Source organism: Mycobacterium sp. 852014-52144_SCH5372336 (genome assembly GCF_001665615.1).
Taxonomy (GTDB): Bacteria; Actinomycetota; Actinomycetes; order Mycobacteriales; family Mycobacteriaceae; genus Mycobacterium; species Mycobacterium neumannii_A.
In genome coordinates, this window is record NZ_LZSW01000049.1 from 86097 (window position 1) to 111806 (window position 25710).

Here is a 25710-nt window from a genome sequence, read left to right on the forward strand (position 1 = left end):
CTCGCTACGACGCGGTGTCGTGCTCAGGTGCGCACTGCGGGTGCACATCAGCTGGCCCATCCGATGGAAACGGGTCTGTCGATCCAGGGCGTTCCCGAACAACGAAGGGCGTCGATGTCGGCATCGACCATGATCCTGGCCAGTTCGGGAGTGTGAACCTCTGCCTTCCAGTCGAGCAGTCGGTGCGCTTTGGTCGGATCCCCGATGAGCGAGTCGACCTCGGTCGGCCGTACGTACTTCTCGTCGAACCGGACGTACTCCTGCCAGTTCAGTCCGACGTGTTCGAAGGCGAGCTTGACGAACTCGCCCACCGTGTATCCCGATCCGGTTGCGAGCACGTAGTCGTCCGGTTCGTCGGCCTGCAGCATGCGCCACATTCCTTCGACATACTCGGGTGCATAACCCCAGTCGCGCACCGCGTCGAGGTTGCCAAGATACAGTTCACTGTCCAGGCCGGCGTTGATGCGGGCGACCGCTCGGGAGATCTTCCTCGTCACGAATGTCTCGCCGCGGCGAGGAGATTCGTGGTTGAAGAGGATTCCATTCACCGCGAACATCCCGTATGCCTCGCGGTAGTTCTTGGTTATCCAGTACGAGTACACCTTCGCGACGCCGTATGGGGACCGCGGATAGAAGGGCGTGAGCTCACTCTGTGGCGGCGGGGAGGCACCGAACATCTCCGAACTGGACGCCTGATAGAAACGGCACGAAACACCGGCCAACCGCACCGCCTCGAGCAGACGGACCGAGCCAACCCCTGTCGTGTCGCCGGTGTACTCGGGCTCCTCGAAGGACACCCGCACGTGTGACTGCGCAGCGAGGTTGTACACCTCGTCCGGATTGATCTTGCTCAGCAGGGTCGCAAGTCGGCCGCCGTCGCACAGGTCGCCGTAGTGCAGAAACAATCGGGCGTCCGGGCTGTGGGGGTCTTCGTAGATGTGCTCGATACGCGTCGTGTTGAATGTCGAGGCTCGCCGAATCAAGCCGTGGACCTCGTAGCCCTTGTCCAACAGGAGTTCGGCCAGGTATGAACCGTCCTGCCCGGTGATACCGGTGATCAGCGCGACCTTCGTCATCATATCCGCCCTCGTTGTAGGTCGGCGGTCAGCGATGTCGGCCTGCCCGCCAGTCGTCTTATCCACTCTTCGAACCGGTTCAAGGCCGCGTCTTCCCTCAGTTCCTCGGCCGCATAGCGGATACCGTTGTCGCCGAGTCGCCGACGCAACGGAGCATCGCTTCCCAGCGCCACCGCGGCATCGACCAGCAGCGCCGGCTCACCACTGTCGATGACGATGCCGGCCCGGGCGTTTTTGATCTCCCCCGCCGCGTTGCTCAACGGGCTCGTTGCGGCCAGCACGGGCGTCCCGCTCTGGAAGTAGGACGTGAGCTTGCTCGGGATCGACATCTCGGCAACACCAGGTCTCTCGTTCAGCAGAAGGACGTCCGCTGACCTCAGCGCGGCGCGGAAGTCGCTGTCCGGAAATGGGTCTCGAATGTCGAGATGAGTCGTCTGCAAGGACATCTCCTCGAGCACGTGTCGCTGATTTCCGTCGCCGGCCAGGACGAACCGTAGATTCAGGTTTCTCTCCGCGGCGATCTGCGCCGCACGAACGACGTTTTCGAGGCCCTGCTTCACACCCATACTTCCGGCATGAAGCACCACGATCTCGTTGTCGGACCAACCGAAGCGCGCACGCTCCGCCGGTCCGTCATCTCCGTCGGTCGATCGGACGTGAGTCCAGTTGCGGATCGTTTCGACCTTCGCCGGTTCGACACCCAACTTTTCGACGAGCTGCACACGAAATCTGTCGTGCGGGACTATGACCCCATCGGCCGTCCGCAGGACCCAGCTCTCGAGTCTTGACGCCGCCTCGGCGGCGAAGCTGGATTTCTGGGTTTCGTTGAGTCCCACCGAGTAGAGATCCTGCACCCAGACTCCGATGGCCGGCCGCCGCGCCGAGGCCCGATTCCGCATGCATACGGCGGCCGTCGCGACCAGGGCGGGGCTCGTACAGATCACCACGTCCGGAGTCCCCCACCCCGAGCATGCCGCCCGCAGGCCGAAGGTTGTCTCCATGAGAAGCCGACGAGAATTGGAGACAGACTTCGGAACCGAATGCCTGACCCGCCGGACTGGCATCCCGTCGACCGTCTCGGTCATCGCCCATTTCCGCCGATACGGCGGTTGGATCCGCCATTCGGGATAATGCGGCATTCCGGTGATCACGTTGACGCGGTGCCCACGCTCGGCGAGGGCACGGCACAATCCCGTCGCGTACGGCGCGATTCCGAATGGTTCCGGAAAGTAGTTGAGTCCGACAAAGTTGACGGAGATCGGGTTATCCATGGGCATGTGCTCAACGCGCTCCGCTCATGGCCGCTAGTTGGCGGCCACGGTCGTCGCATTGGTGTTGCAGATTGTCGAGGCGGTGAATATCAGTTCGTATGAAGCTGAATCGCGGCGCAGACATCGTGGCGCGTGCGGTCACCGATGGAAGATTGTCGATGGTGCCCGTGCTCAGGTTGTCGATACCCATCACTTGGTGGCCGTCTTCGAGTAGGCGGTCCACGAGGGTGGAGCCGGTGAACCCGGCCACGCCGGTGACGAGAACCCTCATGTTCCACACTCCGTGTTGACGTGTCCTGAAGGGACCGGTGCCTGGCCTACGGCAGGCCGGTATGCGTCGATGATGTCGATCCAGCGGGTGACCGACGTGTGTCCGCGGCCGTCGGTTTCTTCGGCTGCGTCACGGTTCGGTCCGCCGCTTTTCGGCAACGTTGCCGACGAAACGACCAGCGACCGTCGCATGCGATGCGGAGCAAACGCGAAAAGCATTACACCACTATGGGTGTCGATCAGCGCCTAGTACATAAATCATCCGAGCGAACTTTCGACTAGTACCCGGACTAGTTCTCTTGGCCGCCCTCTGTGTACCGCATGGTCCTTGCGAGCGCCGCAGCCTGGGCTCGAGTGCTCACCCCGAGCTTGGTCAAAAGGCTGTGTACGTGGTTTTTCACGGTATGCACTGCGATACAGAGCTGTTCGGCGATTTCCTTGTTCGAATGACCCAACTCGAGCAGCCCGAGGATCTGGGCCTCACGGGCCGTGAGATCTAGATCCTCGGTCGTCCGTCGGCGTTGTGACGCCAGTGTTGATAACCTCCGCAACAGGATTGCCGACACCTTCGGCGAACACAGGGACTCACCACCGGCAACCTTTCGCATCAACAAGAGCAGGTCGTCCAGCGACTCGTTGCGAAGGAAATATCCGGCGACGCCCGCTTCGGCGCAAGCGACGATGTCGGACTCGTCGTCGTCCGACATGCCCATGGCGATCACTCGCACGCCCGCACCCATGTTCAGCGCATGGTGCAACAACATCTCACTGTTGCTGGTGGCCATGTTCAGCAGGATGATGCGCGGCATCGTCTCGTTGACGGCCGCAGTCAACGTGGGCAGATCCCAGGCGATGCTCGGCGGGTACACCCCGTTGGCACTGATGACACTCGCCAGGTACTCGCGATACAGCTTGCTGTCATCGACGATGAGAATCTGTGTACCGCGTGGTATCCCGTGGATGTCGATCCCACTGAATTCAGGTCGCATCATCGTGGTTGGCACCGAATCCGATGCGAACCGTTCACCTCGTGACAGCGGTGATATCCGCGCTTTCTTCAGACCGACGTGAGCATTGCCGGATAGCGGATCGACCGCGGGCATGGACGGCTGGACGAACAATCGACTTTCGGAGGTGCCGACGATCTTGGGGTCGACCGCGGAAGCGGTGCTTTCTCTGAACTGATTCATGACGGAGTCAGTCCGATCCGTCGCCACGGAGGCGAGCACAGCAAAGCTGTGACACCGCGCCATCATCTCGGGACGGTCCGCCGTCCGATCGGTAGAGAACACTGGAACCACTCGAAATCGCCACGCCTGTCCCTCCCTGGGGACTCAACTCCTCGGCACGTTACCGGCGGAACGGGTGTAATGGTATTTGTTTGCCAGATTGTCGCGCAACCGGGAGATTTGTGTGCTGAGTCACCCCACTGCCTCCCGCGTCAGCACAGGCATTCGGTTCGCTACGCGGAGCATATTTGCGTTGGAGTAAAGACGCAGCTCCCTGCGAGGAACGGGCAAGCCCGGCTTGAATTATCGCCTGTGTCTATTATGTTCGTTAATTTGACCTGCTGAGATAGATAAGTGCGCTTCGGTCCCGACCGGCGCCCAAGAAGATCGCGGTCGATCGATCGTCCCACTGCATGGCGTAGCTTAGAAAACTTCTCCTGCAGCCCGCTGCATCGACCGGCAACATGGTCTGAAATTTGCTAAAACTGCACGATCACGTAGCACACATCGGGACGGCCCGCAGCCTTGGCCGAAAGATCCGCCACAATGCGGCAAGGCACATCGTGCACACCCAGCAACATGCAACGAGCGGCACAGGATCAGCCGATTCGGCGCGCAACTCAGCGATGGCCCTCGAAACGGGTATCGACGGACGGCCGCCAGGCGTACGCCGGCCGCGCCTAGCGTCCCAGGCGGACGTCGATCAGCCGAGGATCAGCCCGGAGGTGGGAACACCGGTGCCCGCGGTGACCAGAACGTGCTCGACGTTCGGCACTGGATTGACCGACGTTCCGCGCAGTTGGCGTACACCCTCGGCGATTCCGTTCATGCCGTGGATGTATGCCTCGCCCAGTTGTCCGCCGTGCGTGTTGATCGGCAGCCGACCGCCGACCTCGATGGCGCCGTCGGAGATGAAATCTTTGGCGTCACCCTTGTCACAGAATCCGAGCTCTTCCAACTGGATCAGGGTGAACGGCGTGAAGTGGTCATAGAGGATCGCGGTCTGGATGTCCTCGGGCTTCAGCCCTGACTGCTCCCACAATTGCCGACCGACGAGGCCCATCTCGGGCAGCCCCAGCTCCGGTCGGTAGTAGCTCGTCATCGAGTACTGGTCCGGGCTGGAACCCTGCGAGGCCGCCTCGATGATCGCCGGGCGGTGTTTGAGGTCCTTGGCCCGCTCGGCGGAAGTCACGACCAACGCCACGCCCCCGTCGGTCTCCTGGCAGCAGTCCAGGAGCCGCAACGGTTCGGCGATCCACCGCGAATTCTGGTGATCCTCGATCGTGATGGGTTTCTCGTAGAAGTACGCCTTGGGGTTCTTCGCAGCGTGTTTTCGGTCCGCGACGGAGATCATGCCGAAATCTCGGCTTGTCGCACCCGATTGGTGCATGTACCGCCTGGCGATCATCGCGACCTGAGCGGCGGGAGTGGACAAACCGTGCGGATAGGAGAAGGAGTTGTCGACGCCGGTCGAGTCGGCGTTCTCGACCAACCGCATCTGCACCTGGCCGAACCGGACACCGGATCTCTCGTTGAACGCCCGGTATGCCACAACGCAATCCGCGACACCGGTCGCTACAGCGATCGCCGCCTGCTGGATGGTCGCACAGGCCGCCCCGCCTCCGTGGTGGATCTTCGAGAAGAACTTCAGCTCACCGATGCCCGTCGCCCGCGCGATCGCGACCTCGGTGTTGGAGTCCATCGTGAAGGTGACCATGCCGTCGACATCGGCGGGTGTCAGGCCGGCATCGTCGAGCGCGTCCAGCACCGCTTCGGACGCGAGTCGAAGTTCGCTGCGACCGGAGTTCTTCGAGAAGTCGGTGGCGCCGATGCCGACGATCGCCGCCTTGCCCGACAGTGCACTCGCCATCAGGCGCTCCCTCCGATAACAAGTGTGGCAGTCGCGATCACGTGGTTACCGAGGCTGTTGGCGCCGACGATCTTCAGCGTGATCAGCCCGTCATCGATGGCGGTGACCTCACCGGAGAACGTCACCGTGTCATAGGTGTACCAGGGCACGCCCAACCGCAGCGAGATCGACTTGATGATCGCGGTCGGACCGGCCCAGTCGGTGATGTAGCGCTGCACCAGGCCGGTGTCGGTGAGGATGTTGACGAAGATGTCCTTCGAACCCTTGGCCTGCGCCTTGTCCCTGTCGTGATGGACGTCCTGATAGTCGCGCGTGGCGATGGCCGTCGACACGATGAAGGTCGGGTCGCCGTAGAGGGCGAGTTCGGGGAGCTTGGTTCCCACTTCGACGACGGGGGCGCTCATGCTGTGCCCTTCTCAACTACGGTGGCCTCCTCATCGGGTTCCCACGCGTAGAGCGTCCACGCGGGGCCGGAGTCTCCCTCGGGGAAGTCGATATACGTTGCGCGGACCGGCATCCCGATCTCAACCGCGGCCGGGTCGACGTTTCGGAGCTGCCCGAGCATCCGCACACCTTCCTCGAGCTCGACAAGGGCGATGACGAACGGCAACGTGCGGCCGGGCACCTTCGGCGCGTGGTGCACGACGAAACTGAACACCGTGCCCTTACCGCTGGCGATGACGTAGTCGGTCGGCAGGTCTTTGTCCTGCCAGATCGCGGGTATCGGAGGATGCACCAGACTGCCGTCGTCGCGCTTCTGGATGCGCAACTCGTGGGCATTGACGCCGTCCCAGAAGAACTTGGTGTCGCGGGACGAGGCCGGCCGCATCATCATGTCCGCGTCCAGATCGTCGGGCACCGGCGCGCCCGCGTCTTTCTCAGCGGGCTTGAATTTCATGATGCGCCAAACCATTTCGGCGACGCCCTCGTCGCCCACCTGCCAGGTGATGAGTTGGTTGATGAAGTATCCCTCACCCAGCGCTGTCCGCTTCGGGCCCACAACGTCTGTGATCTCAGCGTGGATGCTGACCTCTTCGCCCGGGCGCAGATACCGGTGGTATGTCTGCTCGCAATTGGTGGCGACCACGCCAACGTAGCCGGCATCGTCGAAGAGTTGCATCATCTTGCTCAGCGGATCATCGTCCGAGCGGCCCTGACCTAGCCCGCCCATCGTCCACACCTGGATCATCGCCGGCGGCGCCACGATGCCGGGGTGGCCGGCGGCCTTGGCCGCTGCCTCGTCGGTGTAGATCGGGTTCCGGTCACCGATGGCGTCCACCCAATGGTGGATCATTGGCTGATTGACCGGATCTCGGCCGGTGCGCGGCTCGCTCTTGCCGTCCGCCTTGATCTTCTCGATGTCCGCACTCAGGTCGGCGCTCACCGCGGAACCCTCGGCACCTTCAAGCCTGCGGCCGCGATCATCTCCCGCATCACCTCGTTGACACCTCCACCGAACGTGATCACCAGGTTCCGTTTGGTCTGCGAGTCAAGCCATTCCAGCAGTTCGGCGGTCTCCGGCTCGGCCGGGTTACCGTACTTGCCGACGATCTCCTCGGCCAGGCGCCCGGCGTACTGGATCCGCTCGGTGCCGAACACTTTGGTGGCTGCGGCGTCGGCGACGTCGATGGTCTCCCCCGCCGCGGCAACCTGCCAGTTGAGCAGTTCGTTGATGCGCCACATCGCCTTGAGCTCGCCGAGTGAGCGTTTGACATCGTCGTGATTGATCGGAATGTCGCCGTTGCCACCGGGTTTCGACGCCCACGCGTGCACGTGGTCATACAGGCTGGCGAATCGGCCGGCGGGTCCCAGCATCACGCGCTCGTTGTTCAGCTGGGTGGTGATCAGCTTCCACCCGGCGTTCTCCTCGCCGACGAGCATGTCGGCCGGCACCCGAACGTCGTTGTAGTACGTCGCGTTGGTGTGGTGGGCGCCGTCGGACAGGATCATCGGCGTCCACGAGTATCCGGGGTCCTTGGTGTCGACGATGAGGATCGATATCCCCTTGTGCTTCACCGCTTCCGGGTCGGTGCGACACGCCAGCCAGATGTAGTCGGCGTCGTGCCCGCCTGTGGTGAACACCTTCTGTCCGTTGACGATGTACTCGTCGCCCTGGCGGACGGCCGTGGTGCGCAGCGAGGCCAGGTCGGTGCCCGCTTCGGGCTCGGTGTAGCCGATCGCGAAGTGAACCTCGCCCGCGAGGATCGCTGGCAGGAACTTCTTCTTCTGCTCTTCGGTGCCGTACTGCTGCAGCGTGGGCCCGACGGTCTGCAGGGTGACGGCCGGCAGCGGTACGTCGGCCCGCTGCGCCTCGTTGACGAAGATCGACTGTTCGATGGGCCCGAAACCCAAGCCGCCGAATTCCTTCGGCCAGCCGACGCCGAGCTTGCCGTCCGAGCCCATCCGTTTGATGACCGTGCGGTACGCCTTGCCGTGGCGATCTTTCTCCATCTCCTTGGCCTCTTCCGGAGAGATGAGACTGGAGAAATACTCGCGTAGTTCGGCCTGCAACTGCTTCTGTTCGGGCGTCAGTTCGATGAACATTCCTATTTCCCGTCCCCTCGCTCGCCCAGTGCAGCTCCCACCAAGTCGAGCCGGTGTGACGGACCACCCACGAGGCGGGCGAGGTCCTTGATCGAGGAGTAGTAGCGGTCCATCGGGTAGGCGATGTCCATACCCATGCCGCCGTGCAGGTGATGGCAGAGCTGCATCACCGGAGGCGCCTGCGAGGCCAGCCAATATCCGAGGATGTCGATATCGTCGTCAGCGTCGCGGCCCTCGGACAGTCGCCAGGTCACCGAGTTAGCCGCCAATGTCAAAGTCCGTGAGGCGATGTAGACCTCGGCGAGCTGTGCAGCGACGGTCTGGAAGGTCGACAGCGGCTTGCCGAACTGCTCGCGGTTGGCCACGTAGTCGGCGGTGAGCCGCAGCGCGCCGGCGACCAGCCCCGAAGCCAACGCGCCGATCGCGGCGAGAGCCAGCTGATTGATCCGTCGCGGCTGCGCGCCCTCGAGCGTGCCGTCGACGGCGGCGTCGGTGAACGTCACCGAGTACTCGTCGCCGTGGTTGGAGGTCGGCGTCTTGGTCACCACCACGCCGTCGGCCTTCGGCGACACCACCACCACGGCGGTGTCGGCGGTGACGACGAGCCAATCCGCCTGTTCCGCATAGGGAACGGCGACCTTAATACCGTTGAGCCGGCCATCGGCGAACGTGACTGCGGGCCGATCCGGCAGCGGTGCCCCCGGCTCGTTGAGCGCGGCCGAGATGACTGCGCCTTTGGCGACCCCGGACAGATAGCGGTCCTGCTGCTCGTCGGTCGCCGACTCGAGAAGTGGCAACAACCCCAGCCCCAGCGTGGCCAACGCGGGGCTGATCGTGGCGTGCCTGCCGATCTCGGTGAGCGCGGTCGCCACCTCGGGCAGGCCGACGCCGTCGCCGCCGAGACGCTCGGGAACCGCCAGGGCCGTCACGCCGCCGGACACCAGTGCGTCCCAGCTGTTGTCTCGGGTCAGCACCGAGGTCACCACGTCGGCGACAGCCTGCTGCCCTTCGTCTGGACTGAAGTCCACCCGAATCCTCCTTGATACCGGGAAATTTCGCGGTCGCTACAACTTACGTCGTCAGCTGTTGGTGACCGGGCACTTTCCGGTGTAATCCACCTGCCAGTGCTTGATGCCGTTGAGCCAGCCCGACTTGAGCCGCTCGGGCTCGCCGATCGGCTTGAGATCGGGCATGTGGTCGGCGACCGCGTTGAAGATCAGGTTGATGGTCATCTTCGCCAGGTTCGCGCCGATGCAGTAGTGCGCGCCGGTGCCACCGAAGCCGACGTGCGGATTGGGATCGCGCAGGATGTCGAACTTGTGCGGGTTCTCGAAGACCTCTTCGTCGAAGTTGGCCGAGCGGTAGGACATCACGACCCGCTGCCCCTTCTTGATCTGCACGCCACCCAGCTCGACATCCTCCAACGCGGTGCGCTGGAAGGCCGAAACCGGGGTGGCCCAACGGACGATCTCGTCGGCGGCGGTCTCGGGGCGTTCGCGCTTGTAGAGCTCCCACTGGTCGGGATTCTGCGAGAACGCGATCATCCCGTGGGTGATGGAGTTGCGGGTGGTCTCGTTACCGGCGACCGCGAGCATCACGACGAAGAAGCCGAACTCGTCATCGGAGAGCTTCTCGCCTTCGATGTCGGCCTCGATCAGCTTGGTGACGATGTCTTCGGTCGGGTTCTTGGCCCGCTCCTCGGCCATCTTCATCGCGTACTGGATCAACTCGAACGACGACACCGCAGGATCGACGTCGGCGTACTCGGGGTCTTCGCCGGCGGTCATCTCGTTGGACCAACGGAAGATCTTGTCGCGGTCGTCCTGCGGGACGCCGAGCAGTTCGGCGATGGCCTGCAGCGGAAGTTCGCACGAGACCTGTTCGACGAAGTCGCCCGAGCCCTCGGCCGCGGCGGTCTCGGCGATCTTCTGCGCCCGAGAACGCAGCTCGTCTTCGAGCCGTCCCACGGCGCGGGGCGTGAAGCCGCGCGAGATGATCTTGCGAAGACGGGTGTGCTGCGGCGCGTCCATGTTCAGGAGGACGGCCTTCTGCAGGTCGATGGCATCGCGCGTCATGTCCTGCGGCCAGACCGGGATGGCGCCGTCCGGTGAGCTGCCGAAGACGTCGTTGCGCTTGGAGACCTCTTTGACGTCGGCGTGCTTGGTCACCAGCCAGTAACCCTTGTCGCCGAAGCCGCCGGTGCCACCCGGCACGTCGACCCAGTGGATCGGCTCGGACTTGCGCAACTCGGCCAGCTCTTCGACGGGCAGGCGCTCCAGGTTCAGGCTCGCGTCGAGGAAGTCGAAGTCGGCTGGGATATTCGGGCAAGGCATGGGGGAAGCTCCTCCGCAACAGTTATTGCAACATGTTCTAGTGCCAGTAAAACATGCCTTCTGCGCAGATAAAAGGCAGGTCATCAACGCTGCTTGTCAGAGTAATGAAACGTGTTCTAGCCTGACGGAATGGGTAACCCTGTCATCGTCGAAGCCACCCGTAGCCCCATCGGTAAGCGCAACGGCTGGCTGTCCGGTCTACACGCCACCGAGTTGCTCGGCGCCACCCAGAAGGCCCTCGTGGAGAAGGCCGGGATCAACGCCGCTGATGTCGAGCAGGTCGTCGGGGGCTGTGTCACCCAGTACGGCGAACAGTCCAACAACATCACCCGGGTGAGCTGGCTGGTGGGCGGCCTGCCCGAGCACGTCGGCGCGATGACCGTGGACTGTCAGTGCGGCAGCGGGCAGCAGGCCAACGGCCTCATCGCCGGCTTGATCGCGGCGGGCGCCATCGACGTCGGCATCGCCTGTGGCATCGAGGCGATGAGCCGCGTCGGTCTGGGCGCCAACGCCGGCCCCGACCGCAGCATCCTGCGTCCGGCGTCGTGGGACATCGACCTGCCCGACCAGTTCACCGCCGCCGAGCGAATCGCCAAACGGCGCGGGATCACCCGCGAGGACATCGACCAGTTCGGCTTCGAGTCTCAGCGCAAGGCCAAGCAGGCGTGGGCCGAGGGCCGGTTCGACCGCGAAATCAGCGGCATCGAGGCTCCCGTGCTCGACGAGCAGAAACAGCCCACCAGTGAGCGCCACGTCGTGACGCGCGACCAGGGCCTGCGCGACACCACCCTCGAGGGTTTGGCTTCGCTGAAGCCGGTACTCGAGGACGGCATCCACACCGCCGGCACCTCGTCGCAGATCTCCGACGGTGCGGCCGCCGTGCTGTGGATGGACAGTGACGTGGCCAAAGCCCACGGCCTGCGTCCGCGGGCGCGCATCGTGAGCCAGGCGCTGGTCGGCGCCGAACCGTACTACCACCTCGACGGGCCGGTTCAGTCGACGGCGAAGGTGCTCGAAAAGGCCGGTATGAAAATGGGCGACATCGACATCGTCGAGATCAACGAGGCTTTCGCCTCGGTCGTCCTGTCGTGGGCCCGGGTACACGAACCCGACATGGACTGCGTCAACGTCAACGGCGGCGCGATCGCGCTCGGCCACCCCGTCGGCAGCACCGGCAGCCGGCTGATCACCACCGCCCTGCACGAGTTGGAGCGCACCGACAAGAGCACCGCGTTGATCACGATGTGTGCCGGCGGTGCGCTGTCCACAGGCACGATCATCGAACGGATCTAGTCGCACCTCTGCCCGAAACCGTCGGACAGAGAGGCAGTTTGCGCGCGCTCAGTCGCGCAGCAGTACCGGTCGCACGCGCGCGTGGATGTGGTGGATCTTTCCGTCGTCAGCCGGAATGAGGAAGGTCTCCTCGGTGCGGGCACCCACGCGCCGACCCGCGATTCGCGGCTTCGTGACGACGGTGAACGTCGCGTGCACTTCGTCGCCGTCGACGCGGAATTCACGATCGACGATCGCCGAGATGATCCGGAACTGTGGCCCGCCATTGAGGCTGCGGCGCAGATGCGCACCCGAGAAGCCGGTCTTGAGACCGTTCTCGATCCTGATGCAGTCCGGCGCGAAGGGGACGTCGTCGCCGCGATGGCTGACCAGCGCATCGATATAGGACTCCGCAGCGGCGATGCGATCGGTGTCAGAGACTGTGCCCATCGATCGAGCATAGGATGGCGGCCATGCCAAAGTCGCGGCCACGCTTCATGGATACGAAGGCTTCGGACTTCTTCGTCAAACAGATGTCGAGGCTCAACACCTTCATGTATCGCCGCAACAACGGGGAAGGGCTCGGCGGCGAGTTCCAAGGCATCCCGGTGGCCCTGCTGACGACCACCGGGCGCAAGAGCGGCCAACCGCGGGTCAGCCCGCTGTACTTTCACCGCGACGGCGACAAGGTCATCGTCGCCGCGTCCAAGGGAGGCAGCGACAAGCATCCGATGTGGTACCTGAACCTCAAGGCGAATCCGCGCGTCCAGGTGCAGATCAAAAGCGAGGTGCTCGACCTGACCGCGCGCGACGCGACCGAAGAGGAACGCGCGACCTACTGGCCGCGACTCGTCGAGATGTACCCGACGTACGAGAATTACCAGTCGTGGACCGATCGCGTGATCCCCTTGGTGGTCTGCGAACCCGTTTAGCGCGAGGGGCGCGACTACGCTTCGACACATGGGGGCCACCGTGCCGGCATCGGCTCATCCGCGGATCGGTGTCGCGATCACAACGGTAGGTCGGTGGGGACCTTTGCGACAGCTGCTAGGCGATTTGGTCGCCCAGTCGCATCAGCCGAGCGTGGTGGCGATCGCGCACCACGATCATGCCGACGCTGCGCAGGCGGATGCGCTGATCGAATCTTTCTCCGGTGACCTGGAGATCCGCAGGGTGGTGAGCCGGCGCGGCATCTCGAACGGACGCAACGCCGCAGCCGCGGCGCTCGGTGACGATGTCGATTGGCTCTGGTTTCCCAACGACACGAGCCGGGTCGAACCGGACTTTCTGGAACGCGTAGCCCGCCACTGTGTGACGACGGCAACCGTGGTCGCCGTTCAGCTTGTCGACCGGGAAGGCCCGAGAAACCCACTTCCGGCTCGAGGCTCGAAGCTCACTCGACGAAACGTGTGGGGTGCGATGGAACCGGCGACGCTCGTCAAGCGCGGCGACTTCGCTGCGGTCGGAGGGTTCAATCCTCTACTTGGCTCCGGTGCCGACTCACCGTGGCAATCCGGTGAAGGCCCCGACCTCTTGCTGCGGTTGTCTGCACTCGACGACTTCTCGATCGAATGGGTAGGCGACATCGTCATTCGAGCGCAGACCGAGTTCGCTCACCTGCCGCCCCACGAGCGCCGCCGAAAGCAGCGGAGCTACGGGCGGGGCGCCGGGTACGTGCTGCGCACGTGGCGTTATCCACTCTGGTACAAGGCGGCCCATCTGGCCGCCGCAGCGCTGATGCCGATTCGCAAGCCGGAGAAATTCAGCACTGGCGAGGCATTCGCCCTCTTGGTCGGTCGCGCCGAAGGCGTGTTCGGGCGAACGTTCTGCGGCAAGGACGATCACCGGGCGATCCTCCGATGATCCGCGGGTCCAAGCGCCTGTTCCAACTGATCTCACTCGTTCTCATCGGTGGTACGACCCTCTCCTGCCACGTGTCGGTTTCCGCCGTCGAAATCGGCATGACCGTGCACTTCCGCAACGCGGATAGCGCCGCCATCAAGCGACAGTTCGACTTGATGGCGGACATGGGCGTGACATGGGTTCGAGTGGACATTGACTGGTCGGCGATAGAACGTCAGCGCGGACAGTTCAATTGGACATATCCCGATGCCGTAGCCGCGGAAGCCGAGGCGCACGGGATGAAGGTGCTGGCTGTTCTCGCATCAAGCCCAGAGTGGGCACGTCCGTCCTCCCCCGGCGACGAGTGGACGTCACGTCACCTTCGGCCGGATGACATGTCGGACTGGGCCGACTTCGTGCGGACCGCGGTCGAGCGCTACTCATCGCGCGGGGTGCACACCTGGGAGATCTGGAACGAGCCCAACACTGCCAAGTTCTGGCCACCGCGACCCGACGCCAATCAGTACGGCACCCTGTTCTGGGTCGCCGCGGAAGCGATACGCGATGTAGATCCCGCCGCCACGATTCTCATAGGGGGCCTTGCGCCGAAATTCGATGTGCCAGAACCCCAGACCGTGTCGACCGACTTCCTCGAGCAGCTATACCAGAACGGTGCGGCGCGGCTCGCCAACGGTGTCGCCGTCCATCCCTATACCTTTCCCGATCTGCCAATGTCGCCAATCCAGCGAGCGACCGGGGTGTTCAAGGATCTACCTGCACTGCATGCCGTGATGGTTCGACACGGAGACGGCCATAAGAAGATCTGGGTCACCGAGTACGGTGCGCCGACCGGAACCAGCCAATACGCGGTATCGGAGGAGGATCAGACACGGGCGCTTCTGCAAGCACGTGAGCAGATCGCCCACTGGGACTGGGCCGGGCCGCTGATCTACTACGAATTGGTCGACGGCGGAAGCGATCCGTCCGATTTCGAACAGAACTTCGGCGTGCTACGCGCAGATCTCGCACCCAAGCCCGCCGCAGGTGCGCTGATGGACATCGCTGAACTGAAAGGCTCTACCCGGTGACCGGACCTGGCGTCACCGAAGGATGTGCGACATCAACGGCCTCATCCGACGCGGCGTGCGCGCGACTATTCGATCTCGCAACTGCGGGTCCACCAACGACATCACCGCAAGGATCCGCACGGCGACCAGGTAAACAGCAACCGCGGCGGGTACCGCGATCAACAGCGACACGGCGGTAGGCCACCCCGTACAGACGAAGTAGGCTACCCCCCCCTGCGCTACGGAGGCCAGCAGTATCGCGCTCAGTGCCCGGTACGGCGGAAAAATACCCAAGCGCTTTGTCACATACCAGGTTTCGATGAGTACCACCGCTACTTGGACGATCGCCCGCGACCAGGCGGCCCCCATCAACCCGAACTGGGGAACCAGAATGAAGCCGAGCGTGACCGTGCCGATCAGGCCTACACCGTTGGATATGAACAAGAATCCCGCCTTGCCCATACTCTGCAGTAGGTAGAGGGTCGTGACGCCGAGGCTGCTGAGCGCCGCCGCGATCAGCAGCACGGACGCGACCGGGGCAGCGTCGGCGAACTCGTTTCCGAACAGCAGTGGCACCAGCACCGGAGCGATCGCTGCGAGGCCCAGGCAGAGCGGCACGATCACCATTGCGATCAGTGCCGTCACGGCCCGATACAACCGGCGCATATCGTCGTGCGCGCCCAGGCCGTGTTGCTCGCTGAACCGCGGCAGTAGGGCCGAAAGCAAAAGCGGCGGCAACTGCACTGCCATTTCGGCGACCGTCGCGGCCGCCGCGAAGAAGCCGACGGCACCGAGGCCGGTATAGCGTTCGAGGAAGAGGATCTCGGTCCGGCCGAACACCAACGCCCCGAGGACTGCCGTCGCCCAACTCGCCACGGCGAACCGCGTGACTTCTCGCCTCAGTGATCGACCTACGCTCGACTTGATACGAAACAACCGAAAGATGCGGGCGGCCGGCAGTAGATTTCCGGCGACGTAGCCGGCCAACGCGCCCGGTATGCCGAAAAGCCAGGCTCCCAGAGTGATCACCGCAAGTTTGATCAGAGCTGACACGGCGGACAGTCGTGCGAGTTCACCGAATCGCTGCTCGCCTCTCAGATAAAACTGGTAGACCTCGGCCATCCGCCAGCAGATGAACCAGATCAGCGCCACCCCAATGATCACTTCCACCGGGGCCTTCGCCGGCCCCTCCACCGCACCCTTCCCAGGCCAGTAAAGGTAGGCGAAAAGCAGTAGGCTGCCCACGGCTGCAGCTGCCATGGACAGCCGCGTGGTCGCCCCGATCAGGCCTTCCGCCTCCTCATGTTTGCCTTCGGCGCGGAGGTTCGGAATGAACCGCTGTTGAACCACACCGATACCGAGACCGGCGACCATGGAAGCGATCGTCACGCAGAAGACGACGTATGCGAGGACGCCCAGCTTGTCCGGTCCGAGCAGTCTTGCTGTGATCGCGTTGCCGATGAATCCGGCGAGCGCGACGGCAGCGCCCGATGAGAATCCGAGCAGTGTGTTGCGTAGGAAAGACGGCGGCATCAGCGCGATCGGGTTGCGAGGGTTCGCATCCGTGCCCAGCCAAGCCTCAATATCGACTTCGCCGCACTCGCCCATGCCAGAGGGCTCGGCCGTCCGTACCGGGTCGCGGCGACGATCGATCTGGCCACGCCGCGAAGCGAACCAGCCCCCAGCGCCGAGCCGACCGGGGAGGTGAGCAGGTAGTCGCCTCGCACCCGACTCGACTCCTGCGCGAGCTCGCGGATTCCCCAATCGATCAGGTCCGCACTGCGATCGACGCCCGAACGGGAGAGAGAAGCCGCCGTCCAGATGATGTCGACGAGCGGCTCGGCGACCTGGATGATCGCGACGTTGGGGAAGGCGCGCCGAACCTCGAACAACCACTTCGGGTCGTCATGTACCGACCCAGCCGCCACAGACATCGGCACTGCCGCTGCCAGCTTCCGCGGGAACACGAGCGTCGACGTTTGAACCATGTTGAACGCCTGCCGCTGACGGAGTTCGAACAAGTACGGTGCGATCCGTTCATGGGGTCCGATCGGGGTCTTGGGTCCGACTATCGGCTCCCGTCCATCGATGTGCACGGTGAACCGGGACGAGAGAATCCATTCGTCCCCCTGCGGAGCCGCCGCGAGCTGGATGGCAAGCTTGTCCGGCCGCCACAGGTCGTCATCGTCAAGCAATGCAATGACGTTCCCGCGGGCGGCTTCGACACCCAGGTGCTTCGCGAGGCTGGGTCCGACACCGCCCGATGTCCGCAACAGCCGGATCCCTGCTGACTCGGGCAGCCCTGGCTCGCAATCCGCGTCGAGTACGACGATCACCTCCAGCGGCGGCGAAGTCTGTTGCAACGCCGACTCCACCGCACTCCGCAGGCTTGGTCGGCCGATAGTCGGGACCACGACACTCACCGATTTACCGATGGTCACGACAATCCGTCCGCACTGCGGTCGTCACGCCTGCTCATGATCAGCACTGCGAAAACCAAACCGCTGATCGGGAACAGCTGCAGGTTGGGCAAGAGGGCCCAGACGGCCTCCGTCGTCGCGGCCACGAAGAAGGCCATCAGGAATCCGAAGCATGCGATCTGTTGGCTGGTAATCCGTAACGCACGTGTCGCGGCCAAGGCAGCCCCCAGAAGTGGCACGAGGACGGCGAGTCCGACGAGACCGGATTTGACGAGCGTGTCTATGACCATGTTGTGTCCGGTTCCGACGAACGCCCACTTCGCGATGTTCCCGGATGCCTGCGCGTCGTCGAGGAACCAGTTGACACCCATTCCGACCACGGGTGACTGTTCCCAGACACGAATACTCTCTGCCCACACGTGAGCCCGGTCGGTGAACGCGTCGGGGTCCCAGTCGCCGAACGGGAACATGAACATCGCGGTCGCGAACAGGGTGACGAGGAACGTTCCTACCAGGCGGACCGATATCGTCGAACGAAACCAGCAGATGAGCCACCACAACGCAATCAAGGAAGCGGAAATCAGCGCAGTCCTCGACGCTGACGCCACTACCGTGACGAACAAGATGGATCCGATGAGAAGTCGCCACCGCCGCTCGGTGATGAGCGGAGTCAGCGCGAATGAGAGGGCGCAATACATTCCCAACACATTCGCGTGGCCGAACGGGCCTGCTAGTTCCCAACCCGCGATCAGCGCTTTCTCGGAATTCGGGTTGTACATCATGTATTTCGGCAGAATCAGGCCGCCGACCAGTGAGTAGACCGAGATGGCGGAGACGGTGATCGGCAGCCATTTCAGCCCGGTGATCGGTGCCCCGACATTCCAGATGGCCAAGATGAACGCATTGGCCAAGAGGATCTTGGGGAGGTCCACCGCTGGCGGCAATTGCGGGCTGACCAAGTAGGGCAAATTGAGGGCGAGCAGAAGTATGAACACGCCGGTGATATCCCGGTTCGGGTGGCCGCGCATCAATACGACGACCGCGCTCAATGCGAGCAAAACAGCCGACCCGCCCAAACTGACGAGTTGTGCCAGCGGAAGATCCGACGAGGTTGTGGCCTCTCCCGGGGGCAGGACCGGCGAGTGTTCGACGGTCAGATACGTGATCAGATCCGGGATGGTCACAAGCCCAATGGCTGTGACGATCAAAACGGCGAACGCGCGGTGTCGCTGTCTGGAATCCCTTGTCTCCGAGTCGAAAACGCACGGAGGCGCGATGCGAAAGTTTTCGGACGGTCGCATGCGGCCCGAGGAGGCGACGACATCCCCACCGGCGGATGAGGGAGGGCAGGCTACGAACGTCCCACGCTGCTCCAATCCGTAACCCTCCATACTCTGCCGACCTACTCACTTCTCGCGCGAGCCGCGGCGCCGACGTCGGCCGTGCACCTGTGGCCTCTGTTGGGCGCCACCGACCCGCAGATAACGGTCAGCCTTCCTCGACGTCCCCTTGGTGGGCGCCATCGTCAGAACGTTGCCAAGCAGCGGCGCACCGGCTCGCTTGAGCGTATTGACTGCAATCGCCAGCTGACGGCGCTTGGTCCTACCGAACCGGCTGATCAACAGCACCCCTTGACTATTCGCCGCCAAGAGCGCGGCATCTGTCACGAGCATCGAAGGGGAGTCGACGACCACGTAATCGAATTGCGCGCTCAGTTGGTCAAGGATGTTTTGAGCCGGCTGGGATTCCAGTAACGCGGTGGGGTTGGATGGAACGGCTCCGGAAGTGAGCGCGGTCAGTCGGGAGAATCGTGTCACCTGTAGCGCCTCCTGAACCGTCGCGGCTCCGGTGAGCACCGTGCTCAGTCCCGCCTGTCCGGCCAGGTTGAGATGTGACGCGACCATCGGGCGTCGCAGGTCACCGTCGACGACCACCACATCGTGACCGGCCTCGGCCAATGCCAGCGAAAGATTTACCGCGGTGACGGTTCGACCCTCGTCGGGCATGGCACTCGCCAGCAGGAGCACTCGTGGCCCGTCGGCGATCTCGAGAAACCTCAAGTTGACTCGCAGTTCACGAAAGCCCTCTGCGAACTCTGACTGATCACCTTCGAATGACGACACCGGACTTTTCTGGCGCTCTGCGTCGAGCGGGATACTCCCAACCAGTCCGACGTCCGTGATCTCCTCGAGAACTTCGGGACTTCTCACCGAATCATCGAAGCGGTCACGAATCAGCGCAAGCACGAACCCGAGCAGCGCACCCAGAACAGCGGCGAGGGCCAGGGTGCGCATGCCCTTCGCTGCCGCCGGGCTTTCGGGGAGGTCAGCCCGTTGCTGGACGATCACCCGCGCATTCGGCTCGGCGCCCAGTTCGGGGGTTTCCAATGCGGCGGCCATGATGACGAATTCATCGGCCAGGGTGTTGGCGATGTCTCGTGCTCGGGCAGGTGATCGGTCCGACACCGTGACGTCGATCAAGACGGTATCGGTGGGCACGCTGGCTTCGATTTTCTCTACCAGTTCGGCGGGGCTCATATCGAGCCCCAACTTGTCGATGGTGCGTTGCGCAGCAACCTCACCGGTCAACAGCTCGGTGTAGGACAGCACCCGCCGTTCGGCGAACAGACCGCCGTCGTAGGTCTGGGTGTTGGTGCCGTCCGATGTGGTCGCTACGAATAGGCGTGTGGTGGCTTGGTATTGCGGGGTGGCAACGAAGGAATAGACGAACGCAGCGAGAACTACGACGACCGCTACACCGCAAATAAACTTCCAGCGCCTACGCAACATCTGCACGAAGTCCTGAACAGTCAACTGCGACCCTTCATTGCCGAGACGCTCCCCTCGTGCTCGCCGCTCGCGCCCCGCCCCACCAGCGAGCGCACATGACGTCTAACGCTATCCCAGAAGGAACCGGCTTCGGCGGCAACTCTCATCAGAGCATTCGACAACGCCACGACCAATCTGTGGCGTCCGGAAACGGCCCCCCGCTAACTCGGCACCGATGACGTCCCGTCGGCGCAAACTACGCTTCCGCCCGTGTATCCGCCGGTATAGTCCTAGCCCTATTTGGACACACTCGAAAGTAGAACGCGTGCACTCGGTCAGCTCCTTCTTGTCAGCGAGTTCGCAGCAAACTCTTCGGGCGCGGCACGCGGTGGCCGCCAGTGCCGAGGCTCCGTTATGAAACGACGCACCGTAGTGCGTGCATCCATATCGGCCATATCGGTGATCGTTGTCTTCCTGTCCCCCCTGCTGGCGGGATCGGCCGTCGGCCCGGCCTTCGCACAACCCGGCGACACCGCCCCGCCCGACGCGGCGGGAGTGACATTGGCCTGGCCCACGCTCGGGCTCGAACCACAGACGTATCTGAGCCCTAACAGCAGCACGAGCTTCACCGTGCCGGTGCCTGCTGGATTGAAGGCCACGCGGATGCGCGGTGTGGTGCATGCACCGGTGAACATCGACGCCGGCTATCTCGAGATCAACGATGGCGCGGGGCAGCTGCTTGCGGCCATCGACCTTCCTCCCGCGGAATCCGGCCGGGCTGTCACGCCGCTCGATGTCGACATCTCGGCGGCACGGGCGGGCGCTTCGACGGTCGAGCTGTCGCTCACTCTCCGAACCCGGGAAACCGCCGACCGCTTCTGTGGCCCGCTTCAGCAGTTGTTCATCAGTGATCTGGCCACGGATTTCACCGGGGCGGAGTCGTCGGCGACGACCATCGCGAACTTCTTCCCGCCGGTGCTCGAGAAGGTCGTGATCTATGCGCCGAGCGATGCCGACAGGGCCGAACAGCAATCGGTGCTGACCCTGGCGTCCGCCCTGACACGGCTCTATCACCCTCAGCCGCTGGCGATATCGGTCGTCACCGCCAGCCGTGGCGCTGCGCCACCGGCGGCTGGTCAGTTGACGCGGGCGGTCGTCGTGGAGCGGGGTGGTCCGGCCGGGCTCCGCATCGAGAACGCCGCAACCCCGGGCGCGTACTTGCGGTTCTCGGGCGACGGTGATGCGCTGTCGACTCAGGTTTCGCTGCTCGTCGACCAGCTGCAGAAGTTGGTGCAGACGGCCACCGCCCGGGTCGATCAAGCAGGATCGAACACCGCCCCCGACGGCGATGTGCTGACGTTCAGCCAGTTGGGTATGAGCGGCAAAACGGACGTGCTTCGGACCGGCAGCTTGACGGTCGGTGTCGACCGCGCCGCACTCGGGGCGGGCCGCGTCGAAAGTGTGCAGGTGCACCTGCTCGCCGACTACACGCCGGTGCCCCGGGATGACGCCGCAAGTGTCGTGATTCGTTCCGACGGGGCGGTGGTCTACCGAACCGCGCTGGACAACAGCGGGGTGCTGGATGCGACGTTCGACCTGCCGAGCCAGACCTTCGGCCAGTGGATCAATCTCGATTTCGCGTTCACCTATACGCCCCATGAGATGTGTGGGCCTTTGATCGTGCCGATCACGTTCCAGGTGGACCCACGGTCGACGCTGTCGATGCGCCGCGGCGGCCCCCCGCTCGAGGGCTTCGGCGCCGTGCCGTCCGAGTTCAGCCCCGGCTTCATGGTTGCGCTGGACGGTAGCAGCCCGAATCAGCTGTCCTACGCCGCTCGAGTGGTCACCGCTATTGCGCGTCTCACCGGAGAGCCGCTGACGCCCCAGGTGGTGGACCTGCGGGCCGCCGCCGATTCCGACACGGGCGCCCTGATCGTCGCCAAGTCTGCGGCGATAGAAGAGACCTCCCTGAACCCGCCGATCGGTGGCGACGGAAACGCCGTGGACGTGAGTCTCAACACCGAACTCCGCGCCGACGTCGACGGTGGCCTTGGATCGATCCAGGCGTTCGCCGACCGGCCACGCAACCGTTCCGTCATCCTCGTTACAACGACTGGCGCTTGGTCACTGGTGGACACGCTGTTCGCTTACATCGAAGGGCAGGACGGCGGCTGGTCCGCTCTCACCGGCGATGTGCTGGCCGCCGGTGCGGCCGGCGTTCCGACGAATGTCGCGATCCGCGCGCAGGCCGATATCTTCGAGGCGCCGACCTCGCATGCTGTCGATCGTTGGGTCGTCATCGGGGCAGGCGTGGCCGCTGCCGTCGCCGTTGCCGCAGTGGCGATAGTCTTGCTGTCTCGCATGCGCCGCACCACTCGGGCGAGAACCAGGGGTTAAGACGCCACGTGTCAGTCGCGGGCCAGTTCGGCTGCCACCGCTTCCGGCGCCGCACCGAAGGATATGCCCGACTGGCGAGCGTTGACGTGTGCCCACCCGCGGTTCGCCAGATGGGCTCTGGATGCGTCATCGAGGCAGAATTCGGTGAGCAGAGCGGCCAACGCATGGGGGTCGTGAGCATCGAAGTATTGTGCGCCGTCTCCGCATGTTTCACGTAAGGCGGGGATGTCGGACACCAGGACGGCTGTGTGCGAAGCCATCGCCTCGATCGGCGGAAGGCCCGTCCCCTCGTAGTGCGACGGCATCACCAGTAGGTCGGCAGCCGCCACGAGTGCGCGCAATGCGTGGAAGTCCAGTCGGCCCATGACTTCAACGCGGTCGCCGTGCCGAGCAGCCATTTCAGCGACCCTTTCGTCGCTGTCCCGCAGTTTCTCACCGCTACCGGCTATCACCAATTTCTGTGGAATATGCTGCGCGACATCGGCATACGCCTCCAGTAGCAACGGCAGGTTCTTGTGATGCTTCGCGTTTCCGACGTAGAGGATGTACCGGCCGGACACCGGCGACAGTCCCGGATCAACCGGCTTGAACCATTCCTCGTCGACTGGTATCGGGGTGACCATCACGGGCGCATCCGGCGCCATACTCGCCAACGACGATGCAGTCGCCTCCGACGGCGCGAAGATCTTTCGGCACATCCGTACATCGAGGTTCAGCATGATGCGCGCATAGATTCGGCGCGGCAAGTCGATGTTGTGGCCGCCCGCGGCGCGGCTCATCACGTGCAGTGTGTCGTGCACGGTCGAGAACAGCAACGGTCTCCTCGTGCCCATCGCGAGCACTGCCAATGGGAACGGGTAATGGGGAACCCAGAAGCCCCGCGGGCGTACGCCTTTCAACACTCGACGCCACAGTCGTTGCTCCTTCATCGAATACATCGGCGCGATCTCACGCTCGACATAAGTCTTCGTGGAATGGGCCAGAACCGGCGCGGCATGCTCGGCGACCAGAACCGCCAGGGACATTCCGTTGTCCGCGAACGTCCGTTCCAGGTGCGGTAGCAGGGTTGCGATGTAGGTGCCGATACCGCTCTGCCTGATATGTCGGGCATCGAAAAGCAGGTCCACGCGTTCGGAAGCGACCATATTAGGTCAAACGGCCTTCCAGCGCCGGCAAGAAATCGGGGTTGTCCCACATGCGTTTCAGGGTTTCATCGAGTCCGCGCTTCGGCATCCAGCCGAATCGCTCACGAATTCGTGAGATGTCGGCGCCTAGAAACGGCCGGTCCACAGCACGTACCCGGCGTTCATCTCGATGCACCTCGAAGCTCAGTCCGGTGATCGCTTTCAACCGCTTGACGATCTCGTCGACCGAATACTGTTGCCCGCTGCCCAAGTTCACCACGTCGCAACTGCCCGCTTCCGGAGAAGTACCGAGCGCGGCGGCAGCGAATCCCTCAGCGGCGTCCAGGACGTCAATGTAGTCGCGTTTGGGCCAGGTGTTACCGAGGTAAACGACGTTCGGGTCCTCCCGCAGCTGGGCGACGATCGCGGGCAACAGATGGGGGTTCGTTTCCCCGGGCCCGATGACGTTGAAAAGCCGTACGATCACACCCGCCAAACCGCGACTTGCCGTCAGCTTGCGAAGGTAGTCCTCGCCATGCTGTTTGGTGAAGCCGTATATGTCGGCAGGAGCGACAACGGATTCGAGTTCACGATGTGCCGCCTCGTCCGGCTGGTAGACCGCGCCGCTGCTGGCCAATACGAAACGGGTGCCCTCGGGGCACGCCGACAACAGGTTGACCGTACCCGCGACATTCGTCGCAACAGCGTTCGCTGGATCGTCGTCACATTCCGGGATGTAGTGGATCGCGGCCAGGTGCACGATCACATCCGGAGCGAAATCCTTCACCAGGTTGCGTGTCTCCGCGGCATCCCGGATATCGATACGGCGAAAAGCGAAACCGTCCGGCTCACCCCCCAGCCAGTCGGGGGTGCCATATCGAAGCAGGTCGGCGACCAGCAGCTCGGAACGTTCCTTAAGGATCTGCACCAACTGCTTGCCGACGAAGCCCGCTCCGCCCGTGACCATGATCCGCATCTGCTGCCCCTCGTGTGTTCGACGGATGCTCAGCCGCGCCCGACGACCGTACGGGCGTGTGCTTCGAGTTTCTCGGCAATATGGGACCAGTCCAACATCTCGGCTCCGGCTAGCCCCGCCTTGGAGAACCGATCCCACTGCGCCTCTGCGTCGCGCAACCCACCGGCGAAGTCCTCCGGATCGGTTCCGCAGACCACACCGGCGCCGTACTGCCGGAGGACGTCGCGCGCCCCGTTCTCGGCGAACTCGGCCGTCACGACCGGCAGTCCGCTGGCCATCGCCTCCGCGATCACCCGCGGAAAACCCTCCCGGCGGCTCGGCATTCCGAGGACGGCGGAACGCGACAACAATTCGATCTTTCGCGCCTCATCGACCGAGCCCAGCACGTGCACGCGCGCCGCCACGGGCGACCGGCGGACGTGATTCTCGATGTCCGTGCGTGACGGGCCGTCACCTGCGATCACGAGGTCGCCCACGAAACCGCGCTCGGCCGCGAGCGCGAAGGCGTCGATGAGCAACGGTAGGTTCTTATGCGGTGCCAACCGCCCGACGTAGAGCACGCCCGAGCGGTCGTCCCGGACGACCGACCGATACCGCGCTGCTTCGATACCGCTGGGCAGGACGCCACACTCTCGGTCGGACTGCTGGCGAATTGTTGCCGCCACCGCTTCGCTGACGGCGAAGTTCATGCCCACCCGCTTCGGTAACTGGGCCTGCAGGACACGCAGCAGCGGGTCTTCCCGGATCTCGCACCAGTGCACGGCGCTGCGCCTCCTCACCTGCGCGGGCAGTCCGGCCACATGCATGAGGGGCCACTGGTTCAGCAAGTAGAAGTCGTAGCCGTTTCTCAAGGCGAGTCGGCGCACCTCAAGGCTGTATCTGACGATGTCGAACCAGTTGCGGCGCATTGCAGCCAGCCTGGGCGTCTTATAGCGGCCGCCGTTCGGAGTCCTGTAAAGATTGACCCCGTTCATCGTCTCGGCATCAGCCAGTTCCCCCTGGTGGCCGATGCAGTGGACGTCGACCCGATGCCCACGGCGGACCATCGCCTCAGCCAGTTCCTGGAAGAAGACCTCCTGCCCACCGACGCTCGGATGGTAAAGCTCGGTCAGGAAGGCGAAGCGCAACGCCGGCCCACGCTCCAATGGCGATTGCAATCGTCCAGTCCCCCCGAAACTCCCGACGCCTCGGGCCGTGCCCCAATCGGTCAACGGTGTGCGTCAGGTGTGATGGTAGCGGTCGGCCGTGACC

The 25710-nt window shown here is 63.7% G+C and carries 22 protein-coding genes and 1 pseudogene; 5 read left to right on the top strand and 18 right to left on the bottom strand.

Translation table 11 applies throughout. From position 1 onward, the window contains the following. Positions 1 to 47: 47 nt before the first annotated feature. The 10 genes and pseudogenes from gmd to A5759_RS15155 all read right to left on the bottom strand — a co-directional run bounded on the left by gmd (position 48) and on the right by A5759_RS15155 (position 10593). Positions 48 to 1076 carry a GDP-mannose 4,6-dehydratase gene (gene gmd, locus A5759_RS15105; protein ID WP_068199237.1) on the bottom strand — a complete coding sequence of 343 codons (1029 nt, stop codon included), beginning with the start codon at positions 1074 to 1076 and terminating at the stop codon, positions 48 to 50. Continuing rightward, positions 1076 to 2347 (bottom strand): glycosyltransferase family 4 protein, encoded by a 1272-nt coding sequence (locus A5759_RS15110; RefSeq protein WP_068199073.1) that lies wholly within the window; start codon positions 2345 to 2347, stop codon positions 1076 to 1078. Before A5759_RS15110 ends, gmd begins: the two co-directional genes overlap by 1 nt. Before the next feature lie 85 nt (positions 2348 to 2432). Beyond that, positions 2433 to 2618, bottom strand: a pseudogene (locus A5759_RS26360) (GDP-mannose 4,6-dehydratase); the annotation flags it as partial. A 289-nt stretch (positions 2619 to 2907) separates the two neighbouring features. Next, positions 2908 to 3807, bottom strand: coding sequence for a response regulator transcription factor (locus A5759_RS15125; protein WP_068199081.1), 900 nt, complete (start codon positions 3805 to 3807; stop codon positions 2908 to 2910). Positions 3808 to 4549: 742 nt separating this feature from the next. After that, a complete protein-coding gene (locus tag A5759_RS15130) occupies positions 4550 to 5716 on the bottom strand; it encodes a lipid-transfer protein (protein ID WP_068199082.1) in 1167 nt (388 codons plus the stop codon). After that, complete coding sequence (locus tag A5759_RS15135) at positions 5716 to 6120, bottom strand: MaoC family dehydratase (RefSeq protein WP_068199084.1); 405 nt, start codon at positions 6118 to 6120, stop codon at positions 5716 to 5718. Before A5759_RS15135 ends, A5759_RS15130 begins: the two co-directional genes overlap by 1 nt. Continuing rightward, complete coding sequence (locus A5759_RS15140; RefSeq protein ID WP_068199086.1) at positions 6117 to 7100, bottom strand: bifunctional MaoC family dehydratase N-terminal/OB-fold nucleic acid binding domain-containing protein; 984 nt, start codon at positions 7098 to 7100, stop codon at positions 6117 to 6119. The genes A5759_RS15135 and A5759_RS15140 overlap by 4 nt, the downstream gene beginning before the upstream one ends. Then, positions 7097 to 8260 (bottom strand): acyl-CoA dehydrogenase FadE29, encoded by a 1164-nt coding sequence (fadE29, locus tag A5759_RS15145; protein WP_064419329.1) that lies wholly within the window; start codon positions 8258 to 8260, stop codon positions 7097 to 7099. The genes A5759_RS15140 and fadE29 overlap by 4 nt, the downstream gene beginning before the upstream one ends. Before the next feature lie 2 nt (positions 8261 to 8262). Then, a complete protein-coding gene (locus A5759_RS15150) occupies positions 8263 to 9288 on the bottom strand; it encodes an acyl-CoA dehydrogenase family protein (RefSeq protein ID WP_068199087.1) in 1026 nt (341 codons plus the stop codon). A gap of 51 nt (positions 9289 to 9339) precedes the next feature. Then, positions 9340 to 10593, bottom strand: coding sequence for a cytochrome P450 (locus tag A5759_RS15155; RefSeq protein WP_064399222.1), 1254 nt, complete (start codon positions 10591 to 10593; stop codon positions 9340 to 9342). Positions 10594 to 10722: 129 nt separating this feature from the next. Between A5759_RS15155 and A5759_RS15160 the strand changes: the two genes are divergently transcribed. Continuing rightward, the gene (locus A5759_RS15160) at positions 10723 to 11886 is read left to right on the top strand and encodes a steroid 3-ketoacyl-CoA thiolase (RefSeq protein WP_068199090.1); all 1164 of its coding nucleotides are present in this window, start codon (positions 10723 to 10725) and stop codon (positions 11884 to 11886) included. 48 nt (positions 11887 to 11934) lie between these two features. Here the strand turns inward: A5759_RS15160 and A5759_RS15165 are convergent, their stop codons facing one another. After that, entirely contained in the window at positions 11935 to 12315 is a 381-nt protein-coding gene (locus A5759_RS15165; protein WP_066841124.1) for a hypothetical protein, read from the bottom strand. 23 nt (positions 12316 to 12338) lie between these two features. Here A5759_RS15165 and A5759_RS15170 point away from each other — a divergent pair, with 23 nt between their 5' ends. From A5759_RS15170 to A5759_RS15180, 3 genes are all read left to right on the top strand, one after another. After that, positions 12339 to 12797, top strand: coding sequence for a nitroreductase family deazaflavin-dependent oxidoreductase (locus A5759_RS15170; RefSeq protein ID WP_068199239.1), 459 nt, complete (start codon positions 12339 to 12341; stop codon positions 12795 to 12797). Between the two features lie 28 nt (positions 12798 to 12825). After that, on the top strand, positions 12826 to 13728 hold the full coding sequence (locus A5759_RS15175) for a glycosyltransferase family 2 protein (protein WP_068199092.1): 903 nt from the start codon (positions 12826 to 12828) through the stop codon (positions 13726 to 13728). 71 nt (positions 13729 to 13799) lie between these two features. Next, the gene (locus tag A5759_RS15180; RefSeq protein ID WP_231984644.1) at positions 13800 to 14795 is read left to right on the top strand and encodes a cellulase family glycosylhydrolase; all 996 of its coding nucleotides are present in this window, start codon (positions 13800 to 13802) and stop codon (positions 14793 to 14795) included. A gap of 12 nt (positions 14796 to 14807) precedes the next feature. Here A5759_RS15180 and A5759_RS15185 read toward each other — a convergent pair whose 3' ends face one another. From A5759_RS15185 to A5759_RS15200, 4 genes are all read right to left on the bottom strand, one after another. Next, positions 14808 to 16382 carry a lipopolysaccharide biosynthesis protein gene (locus A5759_RS15185; RefSeq protein ID WP_068199096.1) on the bottom strand — a complete coding sequence of 525 codons (1575 nt, stop codon included), beginning with the start codon at positions 16380 to 16382 and terminating at the stop codon, positions 14808 to 14810. Further along, on the bottom strand, positions 16307 to 17215 hold the full coding sequence (locus tag A5759_RS15190; RefSeq protein WP_197506050.1) for a glycosyltransferase family 2 protein: 909 nt from the start codon (positions 17213 to 17215) through the stop codon (positions 16307 to 16309). Before A5759_RS15190 ends, A5759_RS15185 begins: the two co-directional genes overlap by 76 nt. After that, positions 17212 to 18378 (bottom strand): O-antigen ligase, encoded by a 1167-nt coding sequence (locus tag A5759_RS15195; protein ID WP_231984646.1) that lies wholly within the window; start codon positions 18376 to 18378, stop codon positions 17212 to 17214. Before A5759_RS15195 ends, A5759_RS15190 begins: the two co-directional genes overlap by 4 nt. Before the next feature lie 222 nt (positions 18379 to 18600). Continuing rightward, positions 18601 to 20007 carry a polysaccharide biosynthesis tyrosine autokinase gene (locus A5759_RS15200; RefSeq protein WP_068199098.1) on the bottom strand — a complete coding sequence of 469 codons (1407 nt, stop codon included), beginning with the start codon at positions 20005 to 20007 and terminating at the stop codon, positions 18601 to 18603. Between the two features lie 414 nt (positions 20008 to 20421). On the opposite strand from A5759_RS15200, the gene A5759_RS15205 reads away from it, so the two are divergent. Beyond that, positions 20422 to 22359: a hypothetical protein gene (locus tag A5759_RS15205; protein ID WP_231984647.1), complete on the top strand. Its 1938-nt coding sequence runs from the start codon at positions 20422 to 20424 to the stop codon at positions 22357 to 22359. An 11-nt stretch (positions 22360 to 22370) separates the two neighbouring features. Here A5759_RS15205 and A5759_RS15210 read toward each other — a convergent pair whose 3' ends face one another. The 3 genes from A5759_RS15210 to A5759_RS15220 are packed head-to-tail and all read right to left on the bottom strand — an operon-like array spanning position 22371 to position 25616. Beyond that, entirely contained in the window at positions 22371 to 23486 is a 1116-nt protein-coding gene (locus A5759_RS15210; protein ID WP_231984648.1) for a glycosyltransferase family 1 protein, read from the bottom strand. A 19-nt stretch (positions 23487 to 23505) separates the two neighbouring features. Then, positions 23506 to 24459 (bottom strand): NAD(P)-dependent oxidoreductase, encoded by a 954-nt coding sequence (locus tag A5759_RS15215; protein WP_068199104.1) that lies wholly within the window; start codon positions 24457 to 24459, stop codon positions 23506 to 23508. 29 nt (positions 24460 to 24488) lie between these two features. Then, positions 24489 to 25616, bottom strand: a complete 1128-nt coding sequence (locus A5759_RS15220; RefSeq protein WP_068199106.1) for a glycosyltransferase family 4 protein — start codon at positions 25614 to 25616, stop codon at positions 24489 to 24491. Between the last annotated feature and the right edge of the window lie 94 nt (positions 25617 to 25710).